The organism is Macrococcus brunensis, from assembly GCF_022343725.1.
Lineage (GTDB): Bacteria > Bacillota > Bacilli > Staphylococcales > Staphylococcaceae > Macrococcus > Macrococcus brunensis.
The window spans coordinates 1,049,014-1,073,598 of record NZ_CP092179.1 but is presented as its reverse complement, the minus strand read 5'-3'; the positions used below and the strand labels follow the sequence as shown (position 1 = coordinate 1,073,598).

20 protein-coding genes are annotated in these 24,585 nt (G+C 42.8%); 3 read left to right on the top strand and 17 right to left on the bottom strand.

The genetic code is table 11. The annotated features are described in order from the left end of the window. The first annotated feature begins 55 nt into the window (after positions 1-55). Positions 56-1,180, top strand: a complete 1,125-nt coding sequence (locus MGG13_RS05490) for a tyrosine-type recombinase/integrase (protein WP_239034219.1) — start codon at positions 56-58, stop codon at positions 1,178-1,180. 104 nt (positions 1,181-1,284) lie between these two features. On the opposite strand, the gene glnA is transcribed toward MGG13_RS05490, so the two are convergent. From glnA to MGG13_RS05405, 17 genes are all read right to left on the bottom strand, one after another. Further along, on the bottom strand, positions 1,285-2,622 hold the full coding sequence (glnA, locus tag MGG13_RS05485; protein ID WP_133432425.1) for a type I glutamate--ammonia ligase: 1,338 nt from the start codon (positions 2,620-2,622) through the stop codon (positions 1,285-1,287). 17 nt (positions 2,623-2,639) lie between these two features. After that, positions 2,640-2,945 carry a MerR family transcriptional regulator gene (locus MGG13_RS05480; RefSeq protein WP_133432453.1) on the bottom strand — a complete coding sequence of 102 codons (306 nt, stop codon included), beginning with the start codon at positions 2,943-2,945 and terminating at the stop codon, positions 2,640-2,642. A gap of 145 nt (positions 2,946-3,090) precedes the next feature. Beyond that, positions 3,091-4,326 (bottom strand): methionine gamma-lyase family protein, encoded by a 1,236-nt coding sequence (locus tag MGG13_RS05475; RefSeq protein ID WP_239034218.1) that lies wholly within the window; start codon positions 4,324-4,326, stop codon positions 3,091-3,093. Continuing rightward, positions 4,319-5,593: a GTPase HflX gene (hflX, locus tag MGG13_RS05470; RefSeq protein WP_239035678.1), complete on the bottom strand. Its 1,275-nt coding sequence runs from the start codon at positions 5,591-5,593 to the stop codon at positions 4,319-4,321. Before hflX ends, MGG13_RS05475 begins: the two co-directional genes overlap by 8 nt. A gap of 11 nt (positions 5,594-5,604) precedes the next feature. After that, the gene (miaA, locus tag MGG13_RS05465; protein ID WP_239034217.1) at positions 5,605-6,531 is read right to left on the bottom strand and encodes a tRNA (adenosine(37)-N6)-dimethylallyltransferase MiaA; all 927 of its coding nucleotides are present in this window, start codon (positions 6,529-6,531) and stop codon (positions 5,605-5,607) included. Further along, positions 6,524-7,423 carry an alpha/beta fold hydrolase gene (locus tag MGG13_RS05460; RefSeq protein WP_239034216.1) on the bottom strand — a complete coding sequence of 300 codons (900 nt, stop codon included), beginning with the start codon at positions 7,421-7,423 and terminating at the stop codon, positions 6,524-6,526. The genes miaA and MGG13_RS05460 overlap by 8 nt, the downstream gene beginning before the upstream one ends. Before the next feature lie 78 nt (positions 7,424-7,501). After that, entirely contained in the window at positions 7,502-9,172 is a 1,671-nt protein-coding gene (locus tag MGG13_RS05455; RefSeq protein WP_239034215.1) for a glycerol-3-phosphate dehydrogenase/oxidase, read from the bottom strand. A 118-nt stretch (positions 9,173-9,290) separates the two neighbouring features. Beyond that, positions 9,291-10,799: a glycerol kinase GlpK gene (glpK, locus tag MGG13_RS05450; RefSeq protein WP_239034214.1), complete on the bottom strand. Its 1,509-nt coding sequence runs from the start codon at positions 10,797-10,799 to the stop codon at positions 9,291-9,293. A gap of 12 nt (positions 10,800-10,811) precedes the next feature. Beyond that, on the bottom strand, positions 10,812-11,630 hold the full coding sequence (locus MGG13_RS05445) for an MIP/aquaporin family protein (RefSeq protein WP_239034213.1): 819 nt from the start codon (positions 11,628-11,630) through the stop codon (positions 10,812-10,814). 127 nt (positions 11,631-11,757) lie between these two features. Further along, positions 11,758-12,297, bottom strand: a complete 540-nt coding sequence (locus MGG13_RS05440; RefSeq protein WP_239034212.1) for a glycerol-3-phosphate responsive antiterminator — start codon at positions 12,295-12,297, stop codon at positions 11,758-11,760. Continuing rightward, positions 12,298-14,172 carry a DNA mismatch repair endonuclease MutL gene (gene mutL, locus MGG13_RS05435; protein ID WP_239035644.1) on the bottom strand — a complete coding sequence of 625 codons (1,875 nt, stop codon included), beginning with the start codon at positions 14,170-14,172 and terminating at the stop codon, positions 12,298-12,300. Positions 14,173-14,180: 8 nt separating this feature from the next. After that, complete coding sequence (gene mutS, locus MGG13_RS05430; protein WP_133432434.1) at positions 14,181-16,670, bottom strand: DNA mismatch repair protein MutS; 2,490 nt, start codon at positions 16,668-16,670, stop codon at positions 14,181-14,183. A 12-nt stretch (positions 16,671-16,682) separates the two neighbouring features. Continuing rightward, positions 16,683-17,171: an energy coupling factor transporter S component ThiW gene (gene thiW / locus MGG13_RS05425; protein ID WP_239035643.1), complete on the bottom strand. Its 489-nt coding sequence runs from the start codon at positions 17,169-17,171 to the stop codon at positions 16,683-16,685. 56 nt (positions 17,172-17,227) lie between these two features. Further along, the gene (locus MGG13_RS05420; RefSeq protein ID WP_133432436.1) at positions 17,228-17,653 is read right to left on the bottom strand and encodes a YlbF/YmcA family competence regulator; all 426 of its coding nucleotides are present in this window, start codon (positions 17,651-17,653) and stop codon (positions 17,228-17,230) included. Then, entirely contained in the window at positions 17,653-19,185 is a 1,533-nt protein-coding gene (miaB, locus tag MGG13_RS05415) for a tRNA (N6-isopentenyl adenosine(37)-C2)-methylthiotransferase MiaB (RefSeq protein ID WP_133432437.1), read from the bottom strand. The genes MGG13_RS05420 and miaB overlap by 1 nt, the downstream gene beginning before the upstream one ends. 72 nt (positions 19,186-19,257) lie before the next feature. Continuing rightward, positions 19,258-21,084 (bottom strand): ABC transporter ATP-binding protein, encoded by a 1,827-nt coding sequence (locus tag MGG13_RS05410; protein ID WP_239035642.1) that lies wholly within the window; start codon positions 21,082-21,084, stop codon positions 19,258-19,260. Then, positions 21,077-22,792, bottom strand: coding sequence for an ABC transporter ATP-binding protein (locus tag MGG13_RS05405; RefSeq protein ID WP_239035641.1), 1,716 nt, complete (start codon positions 22,790-22,792; stop codon positions 21,077-21,079). The genes MGG13_RS05410 and MGG13_RS05405 overlap by 8 nt, the downstream gene beginning before the upstream one ends. Positions 22,793-22,925: 133 nt before the next feature. Here MGG13_RS05405 and MGG13_RS05400 point away from each other — a divergent pair, with 133 nt between their 5' ends. Next, positions 22,926-23,579 carry a VTT domain-containing protein gene (locus MGG13_RS05400; protein ID WP_239035640.1) on the top strand — a complete coding sequence of 218 codons (654 nt, stop codon included), beginning with the start codon at positions 22,926-22,928 and terminating at the stop codon, positions 23,577-23,579. Between the two features lie 67 nt (positions 23,580-23,646). Continuing rightward, positions 23,647-24,531 (top strand): nuclease-related domain-containing protein, encoded by an 885-nt coding sequence (locus tag MGG13_RS05395; RefSeq protein WP_239035639.1) that lies wholly within the window; start codon positions 23,647-23,649, stop codon positions 24,529-24,531. The last annotated feature ends 54 nt before the right edge of the window (positions 24,532-24,585 follow it).

Sequence of the window (24,585 nt, the reverse complement as noted above, 5' to 3'; positions counted from 1 at the left end):
GGGTATTTGCATACCCTTCTTTTTTTACACCATTTTTTAGGGAAGGATGATAATTATGGCTCAATTTGAAAAGCGCGGGGACAAGTGGCGGTTTAGAATCACCTATAAGGACGATCAGGGTAAACGTCGCATCTACTCTAAATCAGGATTCAGAACGAAGCCAGAAGCAAGTGCTGCAGCTAAAAAGGCTGAGGCAGATATTAAGCAGACTGTAAAACGAGATAATAATATTTTATTCATGGCTTATATTGATCAGTACATTGAAATTTATCGTAAGGGTAAGGTCGCATCGAATACACTTGATGCAGATATGTATGCTAAAAGTCATCTGGATAAATTTTATACAGATAAATTTCTAAAAGACGTGACACCTACTCTTCACCAAGAAATGATAAACGATTTGATTACGAACGAATTTTCTTTATCCACTATCAAAAAAGTGAACGGCCTCGTGCATCGTGCCTGTGAGAAAGCAAGACGCGATGGATTGATTATCTTTAATCCAGCTGAATTTATTGAATATGACATACGTAAGATTAAGAAGAAAGAAAAATTACAGTATATGCCGACAGACAAAATTAAGCCGTTCCTGGACCTTGTACGCAAGCGTGATGTGATGCAGTATTTTCTGCTTAAACTGATACTTGAAACCGGGATGCGAATCGGTGAAGCATGTGCTTTGACCTTTGAAGATATTGACCGCGCAAATCAGCTGATACATGTCACTAAATCATATGATCAGAAGAAAGATGAGTTAGGTCCGACGAAGACGGGCAATGAACGCAGCATCTATATCACTAAAAATCAGTCAAATGAACTCTTCAAACTATTGCAGATTCATAACGCAAATAAAATAGTGAATGCAGACGTCTATCACAATAAGTATAAATTTATCTTTGTGAATGAGTTTGGCACGCCTATTCCACGATCAACCATCTATAACACAATGATGCATTGTTCTGAAAAAGTGTTAGGCAAAGGAAATCGTTTATCTGCTCATAAATTGAGACACACTCACGCCACTATCATGCATGAGTCCGGGGTATCTATGAGAGATATCCAGGAACGCCTTGGCCATAAAGATGAAGCCACTACTCGCAATATTTACACCCACTTTACAGATAAGACCAAACGTGAAGCCTTCGATAAGTTAGAAGAATATCTTAAAAATATTTATTGAGTCTGCACCCATTTCGCACCCAAACTCTTATTTTTTTATATCTAAAATAAAATGGGTGCAAAATAAAAAACCCTCAAAGCTTATAGCTTCAAGGGTTAACATTCTTAATACTGCTTCAGATACTGCTCTTTTTCCCACTCAGATACTTGCATACGATACATATCCCACTCAATAGATTTTGAGTTGATGAACTGGCGGTAGATGTGATCGCCAAGCGCTTCTTTCATTGCGCTGTCTTCTTTCATCGCTTTGATTGCTGTATACAGTGTTGATGGTAAGTCTTCAATACCAACCGCTTCACGCTCTTCGCGGTTCATTTCATAGATGTTCTGGTCAATTGGTGCTGGTGCTTCAAGTTTGTTCTTGATACCATCTAATCCAGCCTGCAGGATTGTCGCAAGCGCCATGTATGGGTTCGCTGCTGGGTCTACTGAACGTACTTCTACACGTGTAGAGATGCCGCGTGATGCTGGAATACGTACAAGTGGTGAACGGTTTTGTCCACTCCATGCGATATATACAGGTGCTTCGTAGCCTGGTACTAAACGTTTGTATGAGTTAACAAGTGGGTTACACACTGCTGTGAATCCTCTTGCGTGCTTCATCACACCTGCGATGAAGTGACGTGCGTCATCTGATAATTCCATGTCGCCGTTTGGATCATAGAATGCATTTTCTTTCGGTCCTTTGAAGAGTGACACGTTGAAGTGCATACCTGACCCGCTTAAACCGAATACTGGTTTAGGCATGAATGTTGCATGAAGGTTATGTTTACGAGCGATTGTTTTGACTACTAATTTGAATGTCTGGATGTTATCACATGCTGTGACTGCATCTGCATATTTGAAGTCGATTTCGTGCTGACCTGGTGCTACTTCGTGGTGAGATGCTTCGATGTCAAAGCCCATGTCTTCTAATTCAAGTACGATATCACGACGGCAGTTTTCACCAAGGTCTGTTGGTGCTAAGTCGAAGTATCCGCCGTTGTCATTCAGTTCTGTAGTCGGTTCGCCTTTTTCATCTAATTTGAATAAGAAGAACTCTGGTTCTGGCCCTAAGTTGAAGTCTGTGAAGCCCATTTCTTCCATTTCTTTTAAGACGCGTTTTAAGTTCGCACGCGGATCTCCTGAGAATGGTGTACCGTCTGGTTTATGGATGTCACAGATTAAACGTGCGACTTTCCCTTTGTCTGATGTCCATGGGAAGATCACCCATGTATCAAGGTCTGGATAAAGTTTCATGTCTGATTCTTCAATACGTACGAAACCTTCGATAGATGAACCATCGAACATCATTTCGTTATCAAGTGCTTTTTCAAGCTGGCTGACTGGAATCTCAACGTTCTTGATTGTTCCCAGAATGTCTGTAAACTGCAGACGTAAGAAACGTACATTCTCTTCATTTGCAAAACGGATGATATCTTCTCTCGTAAACTTAGCCATAATAGCCTCCAATATTTTTATTGATAAAATCTAGATAAATCCCCGCGGTTCAGTGGAATTCTGCCGGTTGGTTTAAAGATGTCATCATAAAGATTTTCTCTTAATTTCTGTTCGTCCTTCGACAGATTCTCGTTCTTCTCAAGCATAATCTGCTTGATGCCTTTAATGTTAAATCCTTTTTCGAGCAGCAATTTGATCTCCAGCAGTTTATCTAAATCATTCATTGAGAATAGTCGCTGGTTACCTTCTGTCCGCTGTGGTGTCACAAGGTCATGCGTCTCATAGTAACGAATCTGGCGAGCAGTAAGCTCTGTCAGTTTCATCACAACGCTGATAGGAAATACGGGTAATTGTCTTCTTAACCTATCTGACACAGTATCTCCTCCTTGCTTGGTTATAATCTAACATACTTTTTTTCAAAAAACAAATCCATGTCAGATTTCCTGACATGGATTCTAAAGATTGTCATCAGATCGACAAAATTCCTTTGTTCTGCATGGTTTTCACTGCGCTGATAATAGCCAGTTTGACATGTTCATATGTCAGACCACCTTGGACATATGCTTCATATGGAGCACGTAAAGGACCATCTGCTGTTAGTTCGATAGATGCACCTTGTATAAAGGTGCCCGCTGCCATAATCACATCGTCTTCGTAACCTGGCATATAAGCAGGCATCGGTGCAAATTTAGAATTGATAGGGCTCGCACTCTGAATCGCCTGACAGAATGTAATCATTTTCTCAGGATCATTAAATGTTACAGACTGAATTAAATCTGTGCGCTGGTCATCAAACCTTGGACTCGTCGTCATGCCCAGTTCTTCTAACAACGCCGCTGTAAACACGGCACCTTTTAAGCTCTGGCTGACGACGTGCGGTGCCAGGAAAAAGCCCTGATACATCTCATGTAAACTATAAAGAGATGCACCCGCTTCTTTGCCGATACCTGGAGCTGTCAGTCGGTAACCGATGCGTTCGATCAGCTCACGCCGACCTGCTATATAGCCCCCAATCTTACAGATACCGCCGCCCGGGTTCTTGATCAGAGAACCTGCAATCAGGTCTGCCCCCACTTCTGTCGGTTCACGTTCTTCCACAAATTCACCGTAACAGTTATCAACGAAAATGATTTTATCCGGATGTTTTTCTTTAATCGCCTGGATAGCTGTTTCAAGCTGACTGATGGTCAAAGAAGGTCGCGATGCGTATCCTTTTGAACGCTGGATAGCGATGACTTTCGTCTGTTCTGTAATAGCGTCCAGTACCGTCGTGATATCAATCGTCCCGTTTTTCAGTTCAATCGCACGGTAACGAACGCCATTCTCTATTAATGAGCCGATACCACTGCCGTTCACACCGATCACTTCAAGCAGCGTATCATAAGGTTCACCTGTAATGTAAAGAAGTTCGTCTCCATGCTTTAAATGACTGGACAAAGCGAGCGTAATCGCATGCGTACCTGAAATCACCTGCGGACGGACGATTGCATCTTCTGTCTTGAAGACTTTGGCATAAAGGGCTTCAAGCTGGTCACGTCCGGTATCATCATAGCCATAGCCGAAAGTACCAATCAGATCACTTTCAGCTATCTGCTGTTCCTGAAACGCTGTCAGGACTTTTTCCTGATTACTCAGTGCGCGTGCTTCTATCGCTTCATGGATCGGTCTTATTTTCTTTTCTATTTCATTGATTAATTCATTCATTGCTTTCTCTCTTTTCTGTTATTCTGCCGACAATACTACTGTTATCTCGTGCATAACCTTTTACTGCGTATCGTTCTGTTTCCTCATCAAACTCCACCTTCTCAATCAGCGTCTCTTGTTTCAGCTGACTGATGATTTTACCGCTGTCAGCTGGCAGGCTGGTTTCATAAGGATTCAACTGGGTGCGGATGAAGTCGCTCAGTGCTTCTTTGACGATCGCAACGTCACTCTCACTGCGTGACGACACATAGCGGGTATCAAAGGTATCCTCTAAATGGGCATCACTGACCAGATCTCGTTTATTCAGTAAGGTCAGGACAGGAATATCACTCATCTCAAGTGATTTAAGGAGTGTATGCACAGTCTCTATATGACCTTTATAGTTTGGATGACTGCGGTCTACTACATGTATCAGGACATCAGCATACTTCGCTTCTTCCAGTGTGGAACTGAAAGCTTCTACTAGATGAGTCGGTAAGTGCTGAATAAATCCAACTGTATCTGATAATAGGACTTGAAAGCCGTCATTGATAGACAGCATCTTAGACTTCGGATCAAGCGTGGCGAACAGCAGATTTTCTTCAAACGTCTTACTGTCTGTCAGTTGATTGAACCATGAAGATTTACCTGCATTCGTATAGCCGACTAAAGCCACTTGAAAGACTTCATTTTTTCGGCGGTTCTCACGGTATCTTGCCCGGTGTTTTTTTATTTCTTCTAACTGGATTTTGATATCATGGATTCTGGACCTGATGTGACGGCGATTGGTCTCGAGTTTTGTTTCCCCCGGCCCTCTCGTACCGATCCCCCCACCTAGACGCGACAGGCTCACACCGTGTCCTGACAGACGTGGCAGCAGATACTCATTCTGAGCAAGCTCCACCTGCAGCTGACCTTCTCGTGAACGCGCACGTTGAGCAAAGATGTCCAGAATCAGCTGCGTCCGGTCAATCACTTTCACATCAAATATTTCTGCCAGGTGTTTAGACTGGCTTGTTGTCAGTTCATCATTGACAATCACAACATCAAAATCAATATCCTCACGTTCACTGAGCTCGACAATTTCTTCTATACGTCCTTTACCTAAATAAGTGGCACTATCTGAGCGCTCTCTGTTTTGTGTATAGTGTGCTTCTACATCAAGACCAGCTGTTTCACATAAAGACGTTATTTCGCTCAATGATTCACTGAACTCAAAATCATCCTGTGACTTTAGCTGAACAGCAAGTATGATGGCACGTTCACGCTGTTTTTTCGTTTCATTCATTTTTGTCAAATTCACACCTCTTTTTCTGTCATTCTTCTGACAACATCATTCACAATCTCTTTTGTTGTCTGGTGTTCTGTATCATACCACGTCAAGCTCAGCTGGTTTCTAAACCAGGTCAGCTGACGTTTGGCAAAACGACGGGAATTTTGCTTAAGTTGAGACAGAGCCTCGTCCAGCGTTAAATGACCATTTAAATAGCTGATAATTTCTTTGTAGCCAATTGCTGTCATACTGCGTGCATCTTCATAGCCTGCTTCCTTTAACCGTTCCACTTCTTCTATCAGCCCTGCATCCACCATCATGTCCACACGCTGATTGATACGGTCATATAAATGACTCCGTTCCATATTTAGACCGACTAATGTCACATCATATCGCTCTGACAGCTCAGCACTTTTTGATTGCTGGGTGATGGACTGACCGTGTACATGATAATAGACCAGCGCACGAAGAACGCGCTGCTGATTGTTCGGATGTATGTCAGCAGCGGCAAGAGGATCGGTTTGTTCCAGTAAAGTATAGCGCTCCTCTGGAGACAGTTGTTCAAACTGTTCCTCGTATTTTTTCGTTTCAGCTGGATTCTCATCTGAAAAACCGTACTCGTAGATTACTGACTGAATATAAAGCCCCGTACCACCGACAATCATCGGGATATGACCACGCGCGTGGATATCTCTGATCAGATCTTCAGCCATATTTTTAAAGGCGGCAGCAGAATAACTTTCATCGGGACTTAAAATATCAATTAAATGATGAGGCACACCTTCTGTTTCTTCTGGTGTGATTTTTGCTGAACCGACATCCATGCCCCGGTAGACCTGGATGGCATCGCCACTGATAATCTCTCCGCTGATGCGTTTAGCCACTTCAATACTGAGCGCTGTTTTGCCGACAGCAGTCGGTCCGACGATAATGACTAACGGTATCTTAGTCATGGTGCACCTGCTCAAGCCATAGCGCTATACGGTCCATGACCTCCGTCTGATTGGATTCAAACAGTACTTCGTGACGCGAATGGCTATAGAGCTGTACAGTCACATGTTTGATACCCGCACCTTTATAGAGATGACCTAATTGATCAATGCCTTTACCGAAGTTAGAAAAAGCATCTTCTTTTCCTGACACTAGGAGAATCGGCATTCTTTTATTCATTTTCTTCAGCAGACGTTTTTGCTGCGTCTGTTTCATGGATTTTAATATTTCTTTATAAGCATTCAAAGACATATTGAAACCAGTAAGTGGATCATCAACAAACTGCTGCACTTTTTCTGGATCTGCACTTAGCCAGTCTGCCTGAGTCGTCAGTGGTCTGAACTTCCTGTTAAACTGCTGCAGCGTCACTTTGTTCGCTAAATCACCTTTATGATTTTCACCTTTGACTGCAATCATACCTCTCAGTATATTGAGAGCTGCCTCCATCTTGGCATCAAAGAAACTTGTACCGCTTAAAATCAGCGCCGAGAAATGGTCAGGATACATCGTGACGTAACGTCTTGCTACTACTGAACCCATAGAGTGACCCATCAGAATGGCCGGTCTGTCTGGTACTCTAAATGTCTCAAGGATTTCTTCGCTGTGCCGCACTAACTGCTGCATGCTGTCAAAATGTCCTCTTGCATCATCTTGTACAAGCCCGCCGTGACCAGCATGATTATGCATAATGACTTTATAATCGAGTGCCTTAAAATACTGACCTAAATCCTGATAACGGTCCATATGCTCCGCCATACCATGCAAAAATTGCAGTGTGCCAACTGGATGCTTGGGTGTGAAAGTCATGACTTCTGTCTGATGATTATCTGCTAATGTAACTGTAAACTTCTCCATCGATCTCACTCCTTGGCACTATTATACTATTAATTTGATGATTAATCGCATAAAAAAAGAGGCCGCAGCCTCTTCTCATTATTCTTTTGATACTTGAACAGATGGATGTGTCGCTTCTTCAATTAATTGCTCTAATTCCGCAGTATAGTCTTTCACTTGCTGTTCATTATAGTGAAGCAGTTCTGTCATCGCTTCAATCACTGCCTCTTTATATTGATTCACATAATGAATATCAAAATAAAGTGCCCCTGTACGTCGCACAAAGAAGTCTGAAGGTTTTTGCACCATTTCATTTTGAATGCTATAGACGAGCTGGCTATAAACTTTCAGTGGCAGTCCTTTTGTATCGCTGCGCTGTGCTTGAGCGATATTCAGAATGAGCGGTGTATTCGAGCCGTAACGGTCAATGAGACCAGCGACTTCTTCGCGACTTAACCCTACTTCCGGCATCGACTGCAGCAGTTCTTTTTTGTAAAGGTCGAATCCTTTAGAACCGCCTACACTACCCCCAGATATGGTCGTATTTTTTGTACGGCATTCAGCAAATGTCAGACCAAACTCTTCTTTTAATCGAAGCGCAACGCGGTCAACAATCTCTTCAGCCATGTGGCGGTAACCCGTTAACTTACCACCTGCAATCGTTAAGAGTCCTGACTTACCTTCCCATATTTCGTCTTTCCGAGAAATTTCAGAAGGGTCTTTACCTTCTTCCAGAATAAGCGGACGAATACCAGCCCAAGTTGATTCAATATCTCTATCTGTCACTTTAACCGTCGGGAACATGTAGTTGATAGCATCTACGACGTAATCTCTATCTTCCTGTGTGACTTTTGGATGTGCTTTATCACGATTGTAGAACGTATCAGTCGTTCCGACATACGTCTTGCCGTCACGCGGAATCGCAAAAATCATCCGTTTATCTTTCTCAGTATCAAAGTAAACGGCCTGTCTTAACGGAAATACGCTCTGGTCAAACACTAAGTGAACCCCTTTAGTCAAGCGCAGCTGTTTGTTATTTTTACTGTAATCTTCTTCGCGTACGGCATCTACCCAAGGTCCTGATGCATTGACGACTTTCTTACCAAGAATTTCGAACTGTTCATTTGTCAGTAAGTCTTCAGCATTGATACCGATGACTTTTTTATTCTTGTCATAAACAAAACCTGTCGATTTCGTATAGTTGATAACTTCAGCGCCCATTTCAACAGCACGTTTCATCACTTCAATCGTCATACGGGCATCATCTGTACGATATTCTACGTAATATCCGCCACCTTTAAGTCCATCTCTTTTGACAAGCGGTTCACGTTCAATCGTCTGCTCACGACTCAGCATTTTTCTTGTTTCTTCTTTTTTGACATCTGCCAGGAAATCATAAACTTTTAAAGCAATTGAAGTTGTGGCTGGTCCAAATGTACCGCCTTTATGCATCGGTAAAAGCATAAATTCAGGTGTTGTTACATGAGGACCATTTTCATAGACAATCGCACGTTCCTGTCCTGTTTCAGCTACGACACCAATCTGCAGCTGTTTCAGGTAACGCAGTCCACCATGGACCAGCTTAGTCGAACGCGAACTTGTTCCAGCCGCAAAGTCCTGCATCTCAACGAGTGCGACTTTCATACCACGCTGCGTCGCATCAAGCGCAATTCCAGCACCGGTAATCCCACCACCAATCACTACTAAATCATATTCATTATGTTTTAGATTATGGACGATCTGTTTACGATAAAGATTAGAAAAAGTCATTTTGTTTCCTCCTGTTTAAAAAAATAGAGACTTCGCCTACATTCCTGTATTCAAAGTCTCGTATCTCTTGTAATTATTAACTTGTATTCAGTATACCACTCTTTAGACAGTTAAACCCTTATTTTGCCTGTTTTTTACGTTTGAAGACTTGTGTCGCTTTTACAGCTGTCTGCCAGCCTTCATAGAGTTCTTCGCGTTCTGTTTCTTCCATTTCAGGACAGAATTCTTTTTCTAGTTTCCAGCGGTCACGAATCTCTTCTTTAGAAGTCCAGAAATCTACTGCAAGACCTGCCAGATAAGCTGCACCGAGTGCTGTTGTTTCATTGACTTCTGGTCGTTGGACCGGTACATGCAAGAGGTCTGACTGGAACTGCATCAGGAAGTTATTTTTAACAGCGCCACCGTCTACACGGAGTGCTTTGAGCTGAATGCCTGAATCTTTTTCCATCGCATCCAGGACATCGCGACTCTGGTAAGCAAGTGACTCAAGCGTCGCACGAATAAAATGTTCTTTCTCAGTGCCTCGAGTCAGACCAAAGACAGCTCCACGTGCTTCTGAATCCCAGTACGGAGTTCCGAGACCGACGAATGCCGGAACGACATATACGCCTTCTGTTGAAGTGACGCGATTCGCATAGATTTCTGATTCAGGTGCATTTCTGACCATACGCATACCGTCACGTAACCACTGAATAGCACTTCCGGCAACGAAGATAGAACCTTCAAGCGCATAATTAACTTTACCGTCTAATCCGTAAGCCAGAGTTGTTAACAGACCACTTTCAGATTTAACCGCTTTTTCACCTGTATTCATTAACATGAAGCAGCCTGTGCCGTAAGTATTCTTAGCTTCTCCGGCTTCAAAACAAGCCTGACCGAAGAGTGCTGCCTGCTGATCGCCTGCGATTCCTGCGATCGGCACTTGCTGACCGAAGAAATGATGGCCGACCGTTTCGCCATAAACCTCGCTGGATTCTTTAACTTCTGGCAGCATTTCTTTAGGGACAGTCAGATAGTCAAGCAGCTGATCATCCCATTTAAGATCATAAATATTGTACATCAGTGTACGACTTGCATTGGAATAATCTGTGACATGTGCCTTGCCACCAGAAAGCTTCCAGACGAGCCATGTATCGATTGTACCGAAAAGCAGATCGCCTTTGTCCGCTTTTTCACGAGCACCGTCAACATTATCCAGAATCCATTTTACTTTTGTACCAGAGAAATAAGGATCAAGTAACAGACCTGTTTTATCCCGGAATTCCTGTTCAAGGTCACGCGATTTCAAATCATCACAGATGTCCTGTGTCTGACGTGACTGCCAGACTATCGCATTATGAATAGGGCGCTCTGTGTTTTTATCCCAGACGACAGCTGTCTCACGCTGGTTCGTAATTCCGATCGCCGCGATTTGACTCGCTTTAATATCCGTGTCTACTAATACATCTGACATAGTGGAAAGTACAGTCTGCCAGATCTCATTGGCATTATGTTCAACCCACCCTGATTTTGGGAAGTACTGTTTAAACTCACGCTGAGCAACCCCTACTACTTCGCCTGCTTTATTGAAAATCATTGAGCGTGTACTTGTTGTACCTTGGTCAATTGATAAAATATATTGTTCCATCTCATACACTCCTTAAAATAATTTAGATTCCTGGCCGCGTAAAATAGTCTTGTTCATGATGAAGCCAAGTACAATAGTCAGTATCGTCACAAGAATTGAAATCCAGCCAATCATTTCAATCTCACCTTTAAATAGAAGATGATAGAGTGTCGCACCCAGCATCCCACCTGCAATCGGCCCAATGACGGGTACGATAGCATAAGCCCAGTTAGACGGTCCTTTGCCCGGAATCGGTAAAATGGCATGAGCAAGACGAGGTCCAAGGTCACGAGCAGGATTAATGGCATAGCCTGTTGTACCACCGAGACTGAGACCAATCGCCACGATTAACGCACCAACTATTAAAGGGTTTAAGCCGTCCGTAAACTTATTCGCGCCTATAAAGAGAAGACCCATCATCAGAATCATCGTTCCGATAATCTCTGATATTAAGTTTGCGACGTAGTTTGGATAGGCAGGACCTGTACTGAAGACGCCAAGCTTCGTTCCTGGATCTTCCTCTGCCTTAAAGTGTGGCATGAAATGCAGCCAGACAAGAAGAGCACCAAGCATCGCACCGAGCATCTGCGCGAGAATATACATCGGCACTTTATCCCAGTCAAAAGCACCATCGACAGCTAGACCAATTGTCACAGCTGGATTTAAATGCGCACCTGTAATACTACCTACTGCATAGACCCCCATCACGACTGCCAGCCCCCAGCCAAGTGCGATGACAATCCAGCCGCCATCTTTAGCATAAGACCCTTTTAAATTAACGTTCGCACAGACCCCTGCACCGAACAGAATGAGTATCGCTGTACCAACCAGTTCAGCTAAAAATTCACTCATTGTTTCCACTCCCTTCGTTATAGTCAATAAAAAAAGACAAAAAGAGACCCTGTTCTTAAAATAAGGGTCTCAAGTCTCATGTCTTTTATTAACTTGTTCTATATGTTACAGAAATGTGAAACCGCTGTCAATTCTTTGATTCAAATTTCTGCCACAATTCGCGCCGACTCGTCGTCACAGCAAATGCGCCGTCAGCAAGTGCCTGCTTCACTTCCTCTTCCTGATCAATCAAGCCGCCAGCGATAATCGGTTTACCCGTTTTCTGTCTGACTTCCTGTATGACTTTCGACGCAATACCAGGCAGCACTTCGACATAATCAGCATCGCACTGATCAATAATCGCGATAGAACGTTTTAATGCGCTTGAATCAATAATAAATACCCGTATAATTGTTTTTACGCCAAGTTGCCTCGCTTTTTTTATAATTTTTGTTTTTGTCGAGATAATACCGTAAGGTTTATATTTCTGAACGATATACTCGACAGCCGCTTCCTCCCCGGATAATCCTTTGATCAAGTCTAAATGTATAAAGACTTCCTTGTCTTTCAGCATACCTAGTATGTTGCCAAGGTGTCCGATATGAGTATCCAGGATGACACATTGCTTGTAAGTGGACTGACTGAGTTTTTCTATATCTTTAAAATCTCTTACTGCCGGTAATATCATTTACATCACTCGCTTAAACATTTTTTCTAGTTCATAAGTTGAATATTTGATGGTGATAGGACGCCCGTGCGGACAAGTGTAGGGCTCGCTTGTATAAGCCAGTTCCTCCAGAAGACGCGCCATATCTTCTTGACGCAGATAGTGGTTTGCTTTGATTGATTTCTTACAGCTCATCATAATAGCGGTGTCTTCCCTGAATTTATTCAGGTTGATTGAATGATGTGTCAGACAATATTCAATTATATCCTTGATCGTCTCTTCAGCGTTACTTGGAAACCACGTAGGTACAGCCTGAACTAAATAATCACTGCCACCAAAAGATTCCAGCTCCAGTCCGACTTCAGCCAGTTCATCCCGATGCTTCTCGATACGGAGTGCCTCGTCACGTGTAAAACTGAGCGTTATCGGCACAAGAAGCGGCTGTACCTGCTGTTCGACAAGGCCGATACGTTCTCTGAAATACTCATACTTGATACGTTCCTGAGCGGCATGCTGGTCAATCATAAACATGCCTTCTTCATTCTGGGCAATGATATAAGTACCATGCACCTGACCTACCACTTCCATCATCGGTAACTTGCGTACAGGTACATTCACTGGTTCTGCAGGCGGTTCGCTCACTGCCGGTGTCTCATTATCTGCAGCCTCTCTTTTAACAGGCTTCTCATCTTTTACCGCCATTTCCTCATGGACTGTAAAAGGTCTTGTCTGAGCTTCATCTTGAGAGACATCAGGACTTGCTATATTTTCAGGAAAATGAGGCTTCTCTTCCTGGACAACGGGTTTATCCTCTGACTGAACAGGTCTTGTCTGTTCATAAATAAATCGCTGCTGTTCAAACTTCTCCAGCACTTTATTTTTCTTCGGCACTGTGATCTCTGGAATCAGACTCTGACCAAGCAGTGCTTCTTTGATGAGGCGCGTAATCAGTTCCATCAGCTCCGGTTCCTTTGAAAGACGGACTTCCTGCTTGGTCGGATGCACATTGACATCTACTAACCCCGGGTCCATTTTGATATCAATCGCGACGACCGGATATCGTCCTATCGGCAGGAGCGTATGATAACCTTCCAGAATCGCTTTCGTCAGTACAAAGTTCTTAATATAACGGCCGTTGATAAATAGAGACATGTAGTGGCGGTTCGCCCGGGTATGTTCAGGTCGTGCGATTTCACCTGTCACTTCATAGTCGCCCGTCTGTCCATTAATTGCAATTAAATCGCGCGCAATCGTCATCCCATAAACTTGAGCCATGACCTCGTTCAAACGCCCGCTGCCCGTTGTCTGAAGAAGCACTTTATCATCCGACTCCAGTTTAAAACGAATATGCGTATGGCTCATCGCAAACCGGTTCATGATATCCGTAATTTTGCCGAGCTCTGTATGCAGACTTTTCACGTACTTCAGACGAGCAGGTGTATTATAAAACAAGTCTTCTACAAGGACTTCTGTCCCTTTTTTTGCACGTGTAAGTGTTTTTTCTATCATGTCGCTATTTTCTATTTTTACCAGGTGACCGACTGCATTATCGGCACAGGTCTTCAGTGTGACGCGACTGACAGATGTAATACTCGCCAGAGCTTCCCCGCGAAAACCAAGTGTTCGAATATGAAAGAGGTCATGATTGTTGTGAATTTTGCTCGTGGCGTGCCGACCAAATGCTAGCGGAATGTCTTCTTCTAATATACCACTGCCGTTATCCGTGACACCAATCGAAACGAGACCTGCTTCTTTCACTTTCACTGTAATCTCAGTCGCACCTGCATCAATCGCATTTTCTACCAGTTCCTTGACGACCGATGCAGGACGCTCAACCACTTCACCTGCTGCAATTTTATTCGCTAACTGTCTATCCAGTTCCTGTATTTTACCCATACTTTCACCTACTTCAGTTGATCCTGTAATGCCTGTAATTTAAGGAGTGCTTCTATCGGCGTCATACGTGCAATATCAAGCTGCTTGAGTTCTTCTTCTACACTGCTGCCAAAAAGATCAAATGACATCTGCGGCTCCCTTACTTGTTCAGTCTTGACCGGTTGAACATTTGACTCAGTTTTCTCAAACTGGTCGAGTATCGCACTCGCACGGCTGATGACTTCTGCCGGCAGATCAGCAAGACGCGCAACATGAATACCGTAACTGTTTTCAACAGCACCCGGCATAATCTTATGCAAAAAGATGAGCTCGCCGTTATATTCTTTTGCTGCAACGTGAATATTCTCAAGTGCCGGCAATGTGTCTTCCAGTTGAACGAGTTCATGATAATGCGTTGAAAAAAGTGTTTTTGCTTTGATATGATCATGAACATACTCAATCATCGCCTGTGCCAGACTTAAACCGTCATATGTAGAAGTCCCGCGCCCAATCTCATCAAAAATAATCAGACTGTCGGCTGTTGCATTCTTCAGGGCATTCCGTGCTTCCAGCATTTCAACCATAAAAGTACTTTGTCCAGATACTAAATCATCTGCTGCCCCGATGCGTGTGAAGATCTGGTCGAAAATCGGCATCTCTGCAGCTGCACAAGGAACAAAAGAGCCCATCTGCGCCATTATACTGATCAACGCAACTTGACGCATATACGTACTTTTACCTGACATGTTCGGCCCGGTGATCAGATCAATATACTGATCATCATCCAGGTGACAGTCATTCGGTACATACTCTTCTTTCGACATCACTTTTTCAACAACTGGGTGTCTCGAATCAGTCAGCTGAAGTTTTCGCTTATTGAATGTCGGTCTCACGTAATCATTTTTCATGGCAACCTGGCTGAAGTTCTGTAGACAATCAAGTTCTGCAATACGTCTCGCAATACGTTTCAGTTCCACTGTATACGCCTTTACTTGCTCACGTAGTTCGATGAATAGCTGATATTCTAAATCAATCATTTTCTCTTCTGCACCTAGAATCAGTGCTTCTTTTTCTTTCAAATCTTCTGTGATAAAACGTTCAGCATTCGTCAGCGTCTGCTTACGCATATAGCCGAATTCGTCTGCATTAAACTGATGTAAGTTCGCTTTTGAAATTTCAATATAGTAACCGAATACTTTGTTAAATGCGACCTTTAAAGAACGGACACCTGTACGTTCTCGTTCTGCCTGCTGCATCTGACTGAGCCACTGTTTGCCATTCTTAGAAGCATCACGATATTCATCTAATTCCTCATGATAGCCTGTTTTAAAGATGCCGCCATCTTTAATGGAAATCGGCGCTTCTTCTTCCAGTGCATCCAGCATCTGATTGAGACCTTCTACTTGCCGGTCATCAATCTGTTCAAGGCCTATTAACTGGAGGACCTGATTGATTTTCGGCAATTGTTCGACTGAGTATTTCAACTGAATTAAGTCCTTGGCATTCGCATTACCGAAGCTCACGCGTCCGACTAACCGCTCAATATCATAGACTTCTGCAAGATGCTCACGCAGTGCATCCCGCTCTATAAATCGGTCATTCAAGAGTTCAACCTGCTCATGACGATGAGTGATAGCAGTTTCATTGATCAGTGGCCGCTCTATCCATTCTTTCTGCAAACGATGACCCATGGGTGTCTTTGTTTCATTAAAAATGGATAACAATGTGCCTTTCTTGGTCTTCAGACGGATACTTTCTGTGAGTTCCAGGTTGCGTTTTGCATAGAGATCAAGGCGCATATAATCAATCGCCTGATAAATAGCGGCTTGCTCGATATGAGTGAGATCTCGTTTCTGAGTTTCCGTGACATAATCAAAGAGAAGTGCTGTGACCTCCTGTGCAAGCGGTGTCAGTCCTGCTGCCTGCTCCGGCACAGTCCCCTCAGCCGCGTGTACAGAAACAACCGTCGTAATCTGATTCACTTTCATCAGCAGCTCTTCTGTCAGAGGTTCACGGAGAATGATTTCACTCGGTTTGATACTCGCCAGTTCATTCAGTAATATCTCCTCAGTACATGTGGTCACCTTCAGTTCACCTGTAGAGATATCCGCATAAGCAATGTGATAATCACGGTCTTTCAGTATTGCCATCAGATAGTTGTTAGATGATTCGTCAAGTGAACCATCCATCACCGTGCCCGGGGTGATAATCTGGACAACTTCACGTTTAACCATTCCTTTGACTTCTCGAGGATTCTCCATCTGTTCGCAGATTGCGACTTTATAGCCTTTATCAATCAGTTTCTCGATATAGCCTTTTGCAGAATGATAAGGAACACCGCACATCGGAATGGGATTCTTCTTGTCTCGACGTGTCAGTGTTATTTCCAGTTCCCGTGCAGCTGTGACTGCATCATCGTAGAACATCTCGTAAAAGTCGCCGAGTCTGAAGAACAGAATGCAATCGTCATGCTGTGATTTAATTTCAAGATATTGAGCCATCATAGGGGTCGGTTTCATACAATCAATCCTTTATTTCAATAAATTTCGTCTGTTGAGTGCGAGTAAAAGTATATAAGCGATGATACTGCCGACGAGTGTACTTGCCAGGAAAAGAGGCGCGATGACATAGAATTTGCTGATGTCCAGATTCAGCATATAAATCAACGGAATGGTTGCCAGGCTGCCGATAATACCCGTACCGATAACTTCACCGATCGCAGCTATACCGATTTTACGGTAACGCTGATATAAGAATCCTGCTAGCAGGACACCGATCATACTGCCGGGGAATGCAAATGGTGTCGCTGTCCCAAACATCAGTCTGATGACAGAAGTCAGAAAAGCCTGTGCGAGTCCATACCAGGGTCCTACAAGGACAGCACTTAAGACATTGATGAAGTGCTGCACTGGAAATGCTTTAATAGGACCAATTGGAACATAAATAATCTGGCTCAGTACTACATTGATGGCTGTCATAATAGCTGTTAATGTCAGTTTTCTTGTCTGATTATCTTTCATTTGAGTCATCCTTTCGTTAAAAAAAGTCGATTCATTCAAGAACCGACTTTTGTCTATTAGTTACCGCAGCCCGGTGCACCATTGGCTATTTGAGCGCCAGTCTCACCTTTTAATACATCTCCACCAGTAGAAACAATGATTTCATCTGTCACTGTCTGACTGATTGCATGAGAGACCATCTGAAGCAGTGAATTGACTTCGCCCTGTGCTTCTTTAAATTGATCGACTAAAGGCATATCATCCAGTTCTGCTTCTACTTTAGCGATTTTTTCTTCTGTCATCTGCAGCGCTTTCTCTTTGCCATACTGTTCAAAATTCACCGCTTGTTTCTGCAGTGATTTCAATGAAGCCATTTTCTCGCGAACGGTCTGATTCTCATGAATCTGTGCTTCTGCACGTTTAAAGAATTCTACTGCATCTGTTTCAGCCATCATACGGCCAAGTTGTTTAGCATGTTCTAAAATCTGGTCATTTGTATACATTAATGAGTCACTCCTACCTGGTCTAAAATGGCGATTAATTCACCATTCATTGAATAGCGCATTGTTTCTGTTACTTTTACTTTAACAAGCTGGCCGATTGCTTCTTTCGGCGCACGGAAGTTAATGAGTTTATTCTTATCTGTGTAACCAGCAAGAACCTCTTCATCCTTTTTAGACGGTCCTTCACAAAGAACAATCACTTCCTGACCTAAATAATTCTGCAGCGTTTCTTCAGAATATTTTTCAACAAGTTTGTTTAATCGTTGTAGGCGGTCTTTCTTCTCGCGCATCGGTACGTTATCTTTCATCTTTGCTGCCGGTGTTCCTTCACGCGGTGAATAGATATACGTATAAGCATGTTCAAAGCCCACTTTTTCGTACAGGTCCATTGTATCTAAAAACTGTTCTTCTGTCTCATTTGGATAACCGACAATAATATCTGTCGTCAGTGCGACGTCAGGCATCTGGGCACGGATTTTTTCAACCAGTTCCAGATAGCTTTCACGTGTATATTTACGACCCATAATTTTCAGGACTTCATTGTTACCAGACTGCACCGGGAGATGAATATGGGGCACAATATTGCCACCTTCAGCAAGCACTTCAATCAGTCGATTATCAAAGTCCCATGGATGGCTCGTCATGAAGCGGACACGAGGAATATCAATTTTCTGTATATCAGCCATTAAATCGCCGAGACCATAACTGATGTCTAGGTCTTTGCCGTATGCATTGACGTTCTGACCCAGTAACGTGATTTCCTTGTAGCCGCGTCTTGCGAGATCTCTTACTTCACTGATAATTTCCTCCGGCATACGGCTTCGTTCTTTACCACGTGTAAACGGTACGATGCAGTACGTACAGAATTTATCGCAGCCATACATAATATTGACCCATGCCTTTGTTTCGCCTAGACGAGATTTCGGTAAGTTCTCTATAACGTCGCCTTCTTTAGACCATACTTCCACAACCATCGCCTTAGCCATATAGGCTTCTTCTAAAATAGCCGGTAAACGGTGAATGTTATGTGTGCCAAAAATCATATCGACATTCTGATAAGACTTCAGAATCTTGTTAACAACAGATTCTTCCTGACTCATACAGCCGCAGACACCGATCAGGACATCCGGTTTCTCAAGCTTCAGATGCTTCAAGTTTCCGATTTCACCGAAGACTTTATTCTCGGCATTTTCACGGATGGCACACGTATTCAGTAAAATAACATCTGCATCGTTGACATCATTTGTTGCTGTGTAATCGAGTGCTTCAAAAATACCTGCCATCACTTCTGTGTCATGCTCGTTCATCTGACAACCATAAGTTCTAATATAATATTTACGCCCTTTACCAAGACTCTGATATTTTTCTTCTATCGTAAAGTCACTGTGATAATTGACCGCTTCTTTACCCCGTTTTTTTGCGTCTTTCAGGCTTGGCGGCTGATAAACATGCTCAAAATATTTACTGTAATCCTTCTCAGGCTTTTTCTCTGTCTTCGCCTGAGAACTTAGGATTCGACTTTCTTCGTTCATTTAAAAACCCTCTCTAGTCATTTATCATCTTTTTAGTATATTACTTATACCAGACATTTTCAAAGGTTTTTATTAGTCCAGGAGCTCGTCAAAATCACCATTTGATGAATGAACCATCCGACTGTAAAGACCATTCGTCTGAAGGAGCTCCTGCTGGTAACCCTGTTCAATAATTTCACCTTGTGCCAGTACGATGACTTTATCCGTTTTCTTGACCGTATTCAGTCGGTGGGCAATGACGATACTTGTACGACCTGCCATCAATCGATCGATTGCTTCCTGCAGTTTCATTTCAGTTACGGTGTCAATCGAGCTCGTCGCTTCATCAAGCAGTAAAATCTTAGGATCCTGCACAAGAGCACGCGCGATTGACAGGAGCTGTCTTTCGCCTTGTGAAAGCCTTGATTCCTCACCTGATATCACTGTGTCATATCCTTCTTCCAGGCGCATGATAAAGTCATGTGCATTCGCATCTTTAGCTGCCTGAATCACTTCTTCATCTGTCGCCATGTGATTACCGTATTTGATATTATCACGGATTGTACCATCAAAAAGAATCGGATCCTGCAGTACGTAGGCAATCTGACGCCGTAACGTACGGCGAGGCATGCGGGATACAGAAACACCGTCAATCAGAATGTCACCACCCTTAATATCATAGAATCGATTGAGCAGCTGAATAATCGTCGTCTTGCCTGCACCAGTCGCGCCGACAAGTGCAAGTGATTCTCCTGCAGCAAGGTCAAAAGATACATGATTGATGACATTCTTCTGCTGACTGTCATTATATTTAAAGGTTACGTCATGAAACTGAATATGGCCTTGAATTTGAATGGCACCTTCTACAGTATCTGGTTCTTCTTCCTCATCAATAATAGCGAAAACGCGCTCCGCTCCAGCCAGTGCTGATAACACTTCGTTGAACTGGTTGGCAAGGTCTGATAAAGGTCTTGTAAACTGACGGGCATATTCAGCAAAAATAACAATCGTGCCGACGGTTACCGCCTGTCCGTTCAGCGCCAGTATGCCGCCAATTCCGACTACGATGGCAAATGATACGTTATTTAATGTATTCATAACTTTCGGTATTGTACCGGAGTAGCTAATTGACCAGAAGCCCCGTTCACGTACCGCTCGGTTTTTTTGTTCAAAGCCTTGTGTTACTTCTTTTTCCTGTGAGAAAACTTTAACCACTGACTGACCTGAAACAATCTCTTCAATATAGGCGTTCATATCCCCTAATGCCTGCTGGCGCATCTTGTAAAGTGGACCCGTACGGTTCGTAATCCAGCGGGTCGCCAGAAACATAACAGGTATGATAGTCATCGTCAGAAGTGTCAGCACGGGACTCAGAGTCAGCATGACTATAACTGTTCCTACAAGCGTCACAATACTTGATGTGAACTGGATGAACGAAGAGTTTAAAACTTTCGATATATTTTCAATGTCGTTTGTCATTCTGCTCATGATATCACCATGCTGACGTTCATCAAAGAAACGAATCGGCAGCTGCTGCATATGACTGAAGAGCTGCATGCGTAACTTGTAAACCGTTTCCTGGGCGATATTGACCATGATGAAAGCCGCGAGGTAAGTTAGAATGGACAATGCAGCAAAGATAATGAGGAGCCATATAATCTTCCGTGGCAATAAATCGAAACTTTTCGTCATAATATTATGGTCAATAATATGACCGATCAAGTAAGGACCGACTAAACTGAGCAAAGATGTAATGATGACGAGTATGATGACCAATAAGACCATCCATCTGCGGTGTGCCATCAATTGCCAGATACGACTGACTGTGTGCTGCCAGTTATCTGCTCGTTTCTTATCTTTTTTACGACCGATATCTTCTTTCTTTAAGACAGGTTGATGAGAAAATACATCTTTAATCATGAGATTCCTCCTGACTGCGTGCGATATCCTGATAGAGGCTGCTAGTATTCATTAATTCCGCGTGTGTCCCTTTAGCCACTATCCGGCCATGTTCAAGAAGCAGAATCTGATCAGCTGTTTTAGCGGTATGGATTTTCTGAGTGACGATGATACGCGTCATATCCAGTTCCTTAAGTGAATCGAACAAACGGCCTTCCGTATGGATATCGAGAGCTGACGTACTATCATCCAGAATGAGGATTCCGGGCTTTTTAATCAGCGCACGGGCGATGGCCAGTCGCTGTTTCTGGCCTCCTGACAGGTTGACACCTTGCTGTCCCACTCTTGTGCTGTAATCATCATCAAAGTTCATGATTGAATCATGGATCTGAGCGATTTCAGCTGCTCTATAGACTTCCTCGGCACTTGCCTCACTATCACCCCAGCGCACATTGTCGATAATAGAACCGGTAAAGAGCGTCGTCTTCTGCGGCACATAACCGATAAATTCACGCAGCGTTTTCATGTCCCAGTGACGCACATCCTGTTCATTGACCAGAACTTCTCCAGCAGAAACTTCATACATCCTTGGAATCAGTGAGAGCAATGCAGATTTACCTGCACCTGTCTGTCCCATAATGACGAACTTATCGCCGCTGTTCACTTTAAAAGAGATATCCTGTAAAACATAATCCTGTGCCGACGGATATTTAAAAGAAACATTTTTAAACTCAACGGTGTTGTTCAGCTTAACTGTCGCAATTTCATCGGTCACTAGTTTCTCATCTACTGGTGTGTTCAGGACTTCGCTGATGCGGTCAGCGCTTGCTTTCGCACGAGAAAATGCGATGATAATAAACGCGAACATAGAGAAGCCACCTTGCATCCGCAGCGCATAGTTGATGATTGCGACTAAAGAGCCGACTTCAAGTGCATTTGACTGAATCAGATCACTGCCGAACCAGATGACAAGAAGCATGGATAAATTCATGATAATGAGGAGAACGGGCATGATACTTTCCATCAGTCTAAGCGCATAGACTGTATCTTGTCTGATTGGGGTCGCAACGTCATCAAACTTCTCTGTTTCATATGGTCCATTCAATGTAGACTTAATCAGACGTACCCCTTCCAGGTTCTGCTGAACGAAGCGATTGAGATGATCGGTCCGCTTCTGGATACGCAGGAAAATTTTCATGCCACTTCGGGCTGTGAAAAACAGAAAAATAGCCAGGAGCGGCGTACCAATCACGAGATAGATAGCGATTTCTGGTGCTACCACAAAACTCATAATGATACTGCCGATCACAGATAAAGGCGCTTTCAGCATAATACGTAGACTCATAAAGAGCACCATTTCATTCGCGATAATATCACTCGTCAGCCTAGTGATCAGACTCGATGTCTTAAACTGGCTGAGTGTTTTCAGCGAGAAGCCTTGGATCTTTCTGAAAATCGCATTACGCAGATCATATGAAAACATATGACAGACGTGTGAAGAGATAAATGAGTTCAGCACACCCGCAAAGAAAGCAATCAGACTAATGCCGAGCATGATGAGCAAATAAGTCTGGATATAGCCGATATCGTTCTGCAGAATGCCGTTATCAATAATATTCTTCATGAGGATAGGTGCATACATATCGACAAATAGCTCTGACAGCATCAAAATAAGCGCAAATAACATAAGACCGAGATAAGGACGGGTGAACTTGATGACTGTTTGCATTGAAAAACCCCTTTCTTTCGTATTCCGAATTAGTTTAATTATGCCATATCGGCACTAAAAATAATCAATAGTTTGCCTGAAAGTATGCAGCCTATTATAATAAAAGAGTTACTAAATTAGATAGGAGCAAATAATGAACTTTTTTTCTCAGCTCATGGATTTTATTCTGCACATTGATAAACATCTAATCAGCATCGTCAGCCAGTATGGCACGCTGACTTATGGTATTTTGTTTTTAATTATTTTTATTGAAACAGGACTCGTCATCATGCCGTTCCTGCCAGGCGACTCCATGCTGTTTGCAGCAGCGGCACTAGCACCGCAAGGCGCACTTAATATCTGGTTATTATTTCTTGTCTGCTTTGTAGCTGCTGTATTAGGAGATACGCTGAACTATCATATCGGTAAATGGGCTGGCCTTGGCGTTACGAAACATCCTCGTTTCGGCCGCTTTATCAAAGAAGAACATTTACTGAAAGCAACAAGTTTCTTCAATAAATATGGCGGTAAAACAATAGTGATGGCCCGCTTTATGCCGTTTATCCGTACTTTCATTCCTTTCGTAGCAGGTGCCAGCCGTATGCATTATAGCTATTTCATTATCTATAATGTCGTAGGTGCCTTTCTCTGGGTAGGTGTCTGTCTCGGACTTGGCTATTTCTTCGGTAACATACCTATCGTCAAAGATAATTTTGAGATCGTCTTAATACTCATTATTGTCATCTCAGTCTTACCAGCAGTTATCAGTGCATTTAAGGCCTGGCGAGAAAATAGAAGTCATTCTTAATGAATGACTTTTATTTTTTTTACAATTATTTAATATGGATGTGCTACATTGTACTTGGAGGTGGCGAATGGCCTATAAAACAAGACCGAGACCACAGGAAATAATCTATTCAGAAGCGCTTGAAAATCGGTTTTCATTTGAAATATCGAACAGCATCATCGGTTATGATGGTGAAACTTTGTTTGCAGAGTGGCTATATAATCTGCCGAATGCCTGTGTTCTATGGGACATTCACTTGAGTCCTAAATATAAAGGTGAAGTACAATATGACTTTATTGTGATCCATGAACTGACTGTCTATCATTTTGACGTTAAAAATTACAAAGGGCAATATCACTATGTTAATGAAAATTTGCAGAACAGTTACCGGCGCATCATCAAAAATCCTGAACCGCAGCTACAACGCGCACACGAATACTTAAGTCATGTGATCAATCAGTTTGATTCTATCTACAGTGTTGAGAGCTATATCTGTTTTGTCAATGAAACATTCTATATGGAAGCGCCGCCGAAGTACCCACACTGGCTGATGCGTCCGCAGATATTCCATAAACTTGATGAACTGAAAGTAGGGAATAGTAATTCGGCAAATAATCGATTGCTAGCGGATTATTTAATCAGACAACATATTGAAAAAGAAGAAATATTTAAACGCGTGCCGATCGAACACATTAGAAAAGGCCTTAAATGTCCAAGTTGTATGAAGATTAATGCAGTTAAGACAGAGATAATTAAATTTAAATGTGTTCTTTGTAATACGACTGGTAAAAACGCTGATCTTATCCATTTCAATCTAGAGGAACTCTATGTACTAAAGAATGCCCCAATTGATATGCGCGATATTCAGCTATTTTTCCCAGAAATTCACCGATCTTCGGTGCAAAGAGTGCTGGCAAAGTATTTTATAAGACTTGGAGCTTCGAAAAAACCCAGCTACGTGCCTAAAGTTTGAGGTTACTGTTCAACTTCAGATCTAACATGAGCAGCAAATCATTTTACTGCTCAA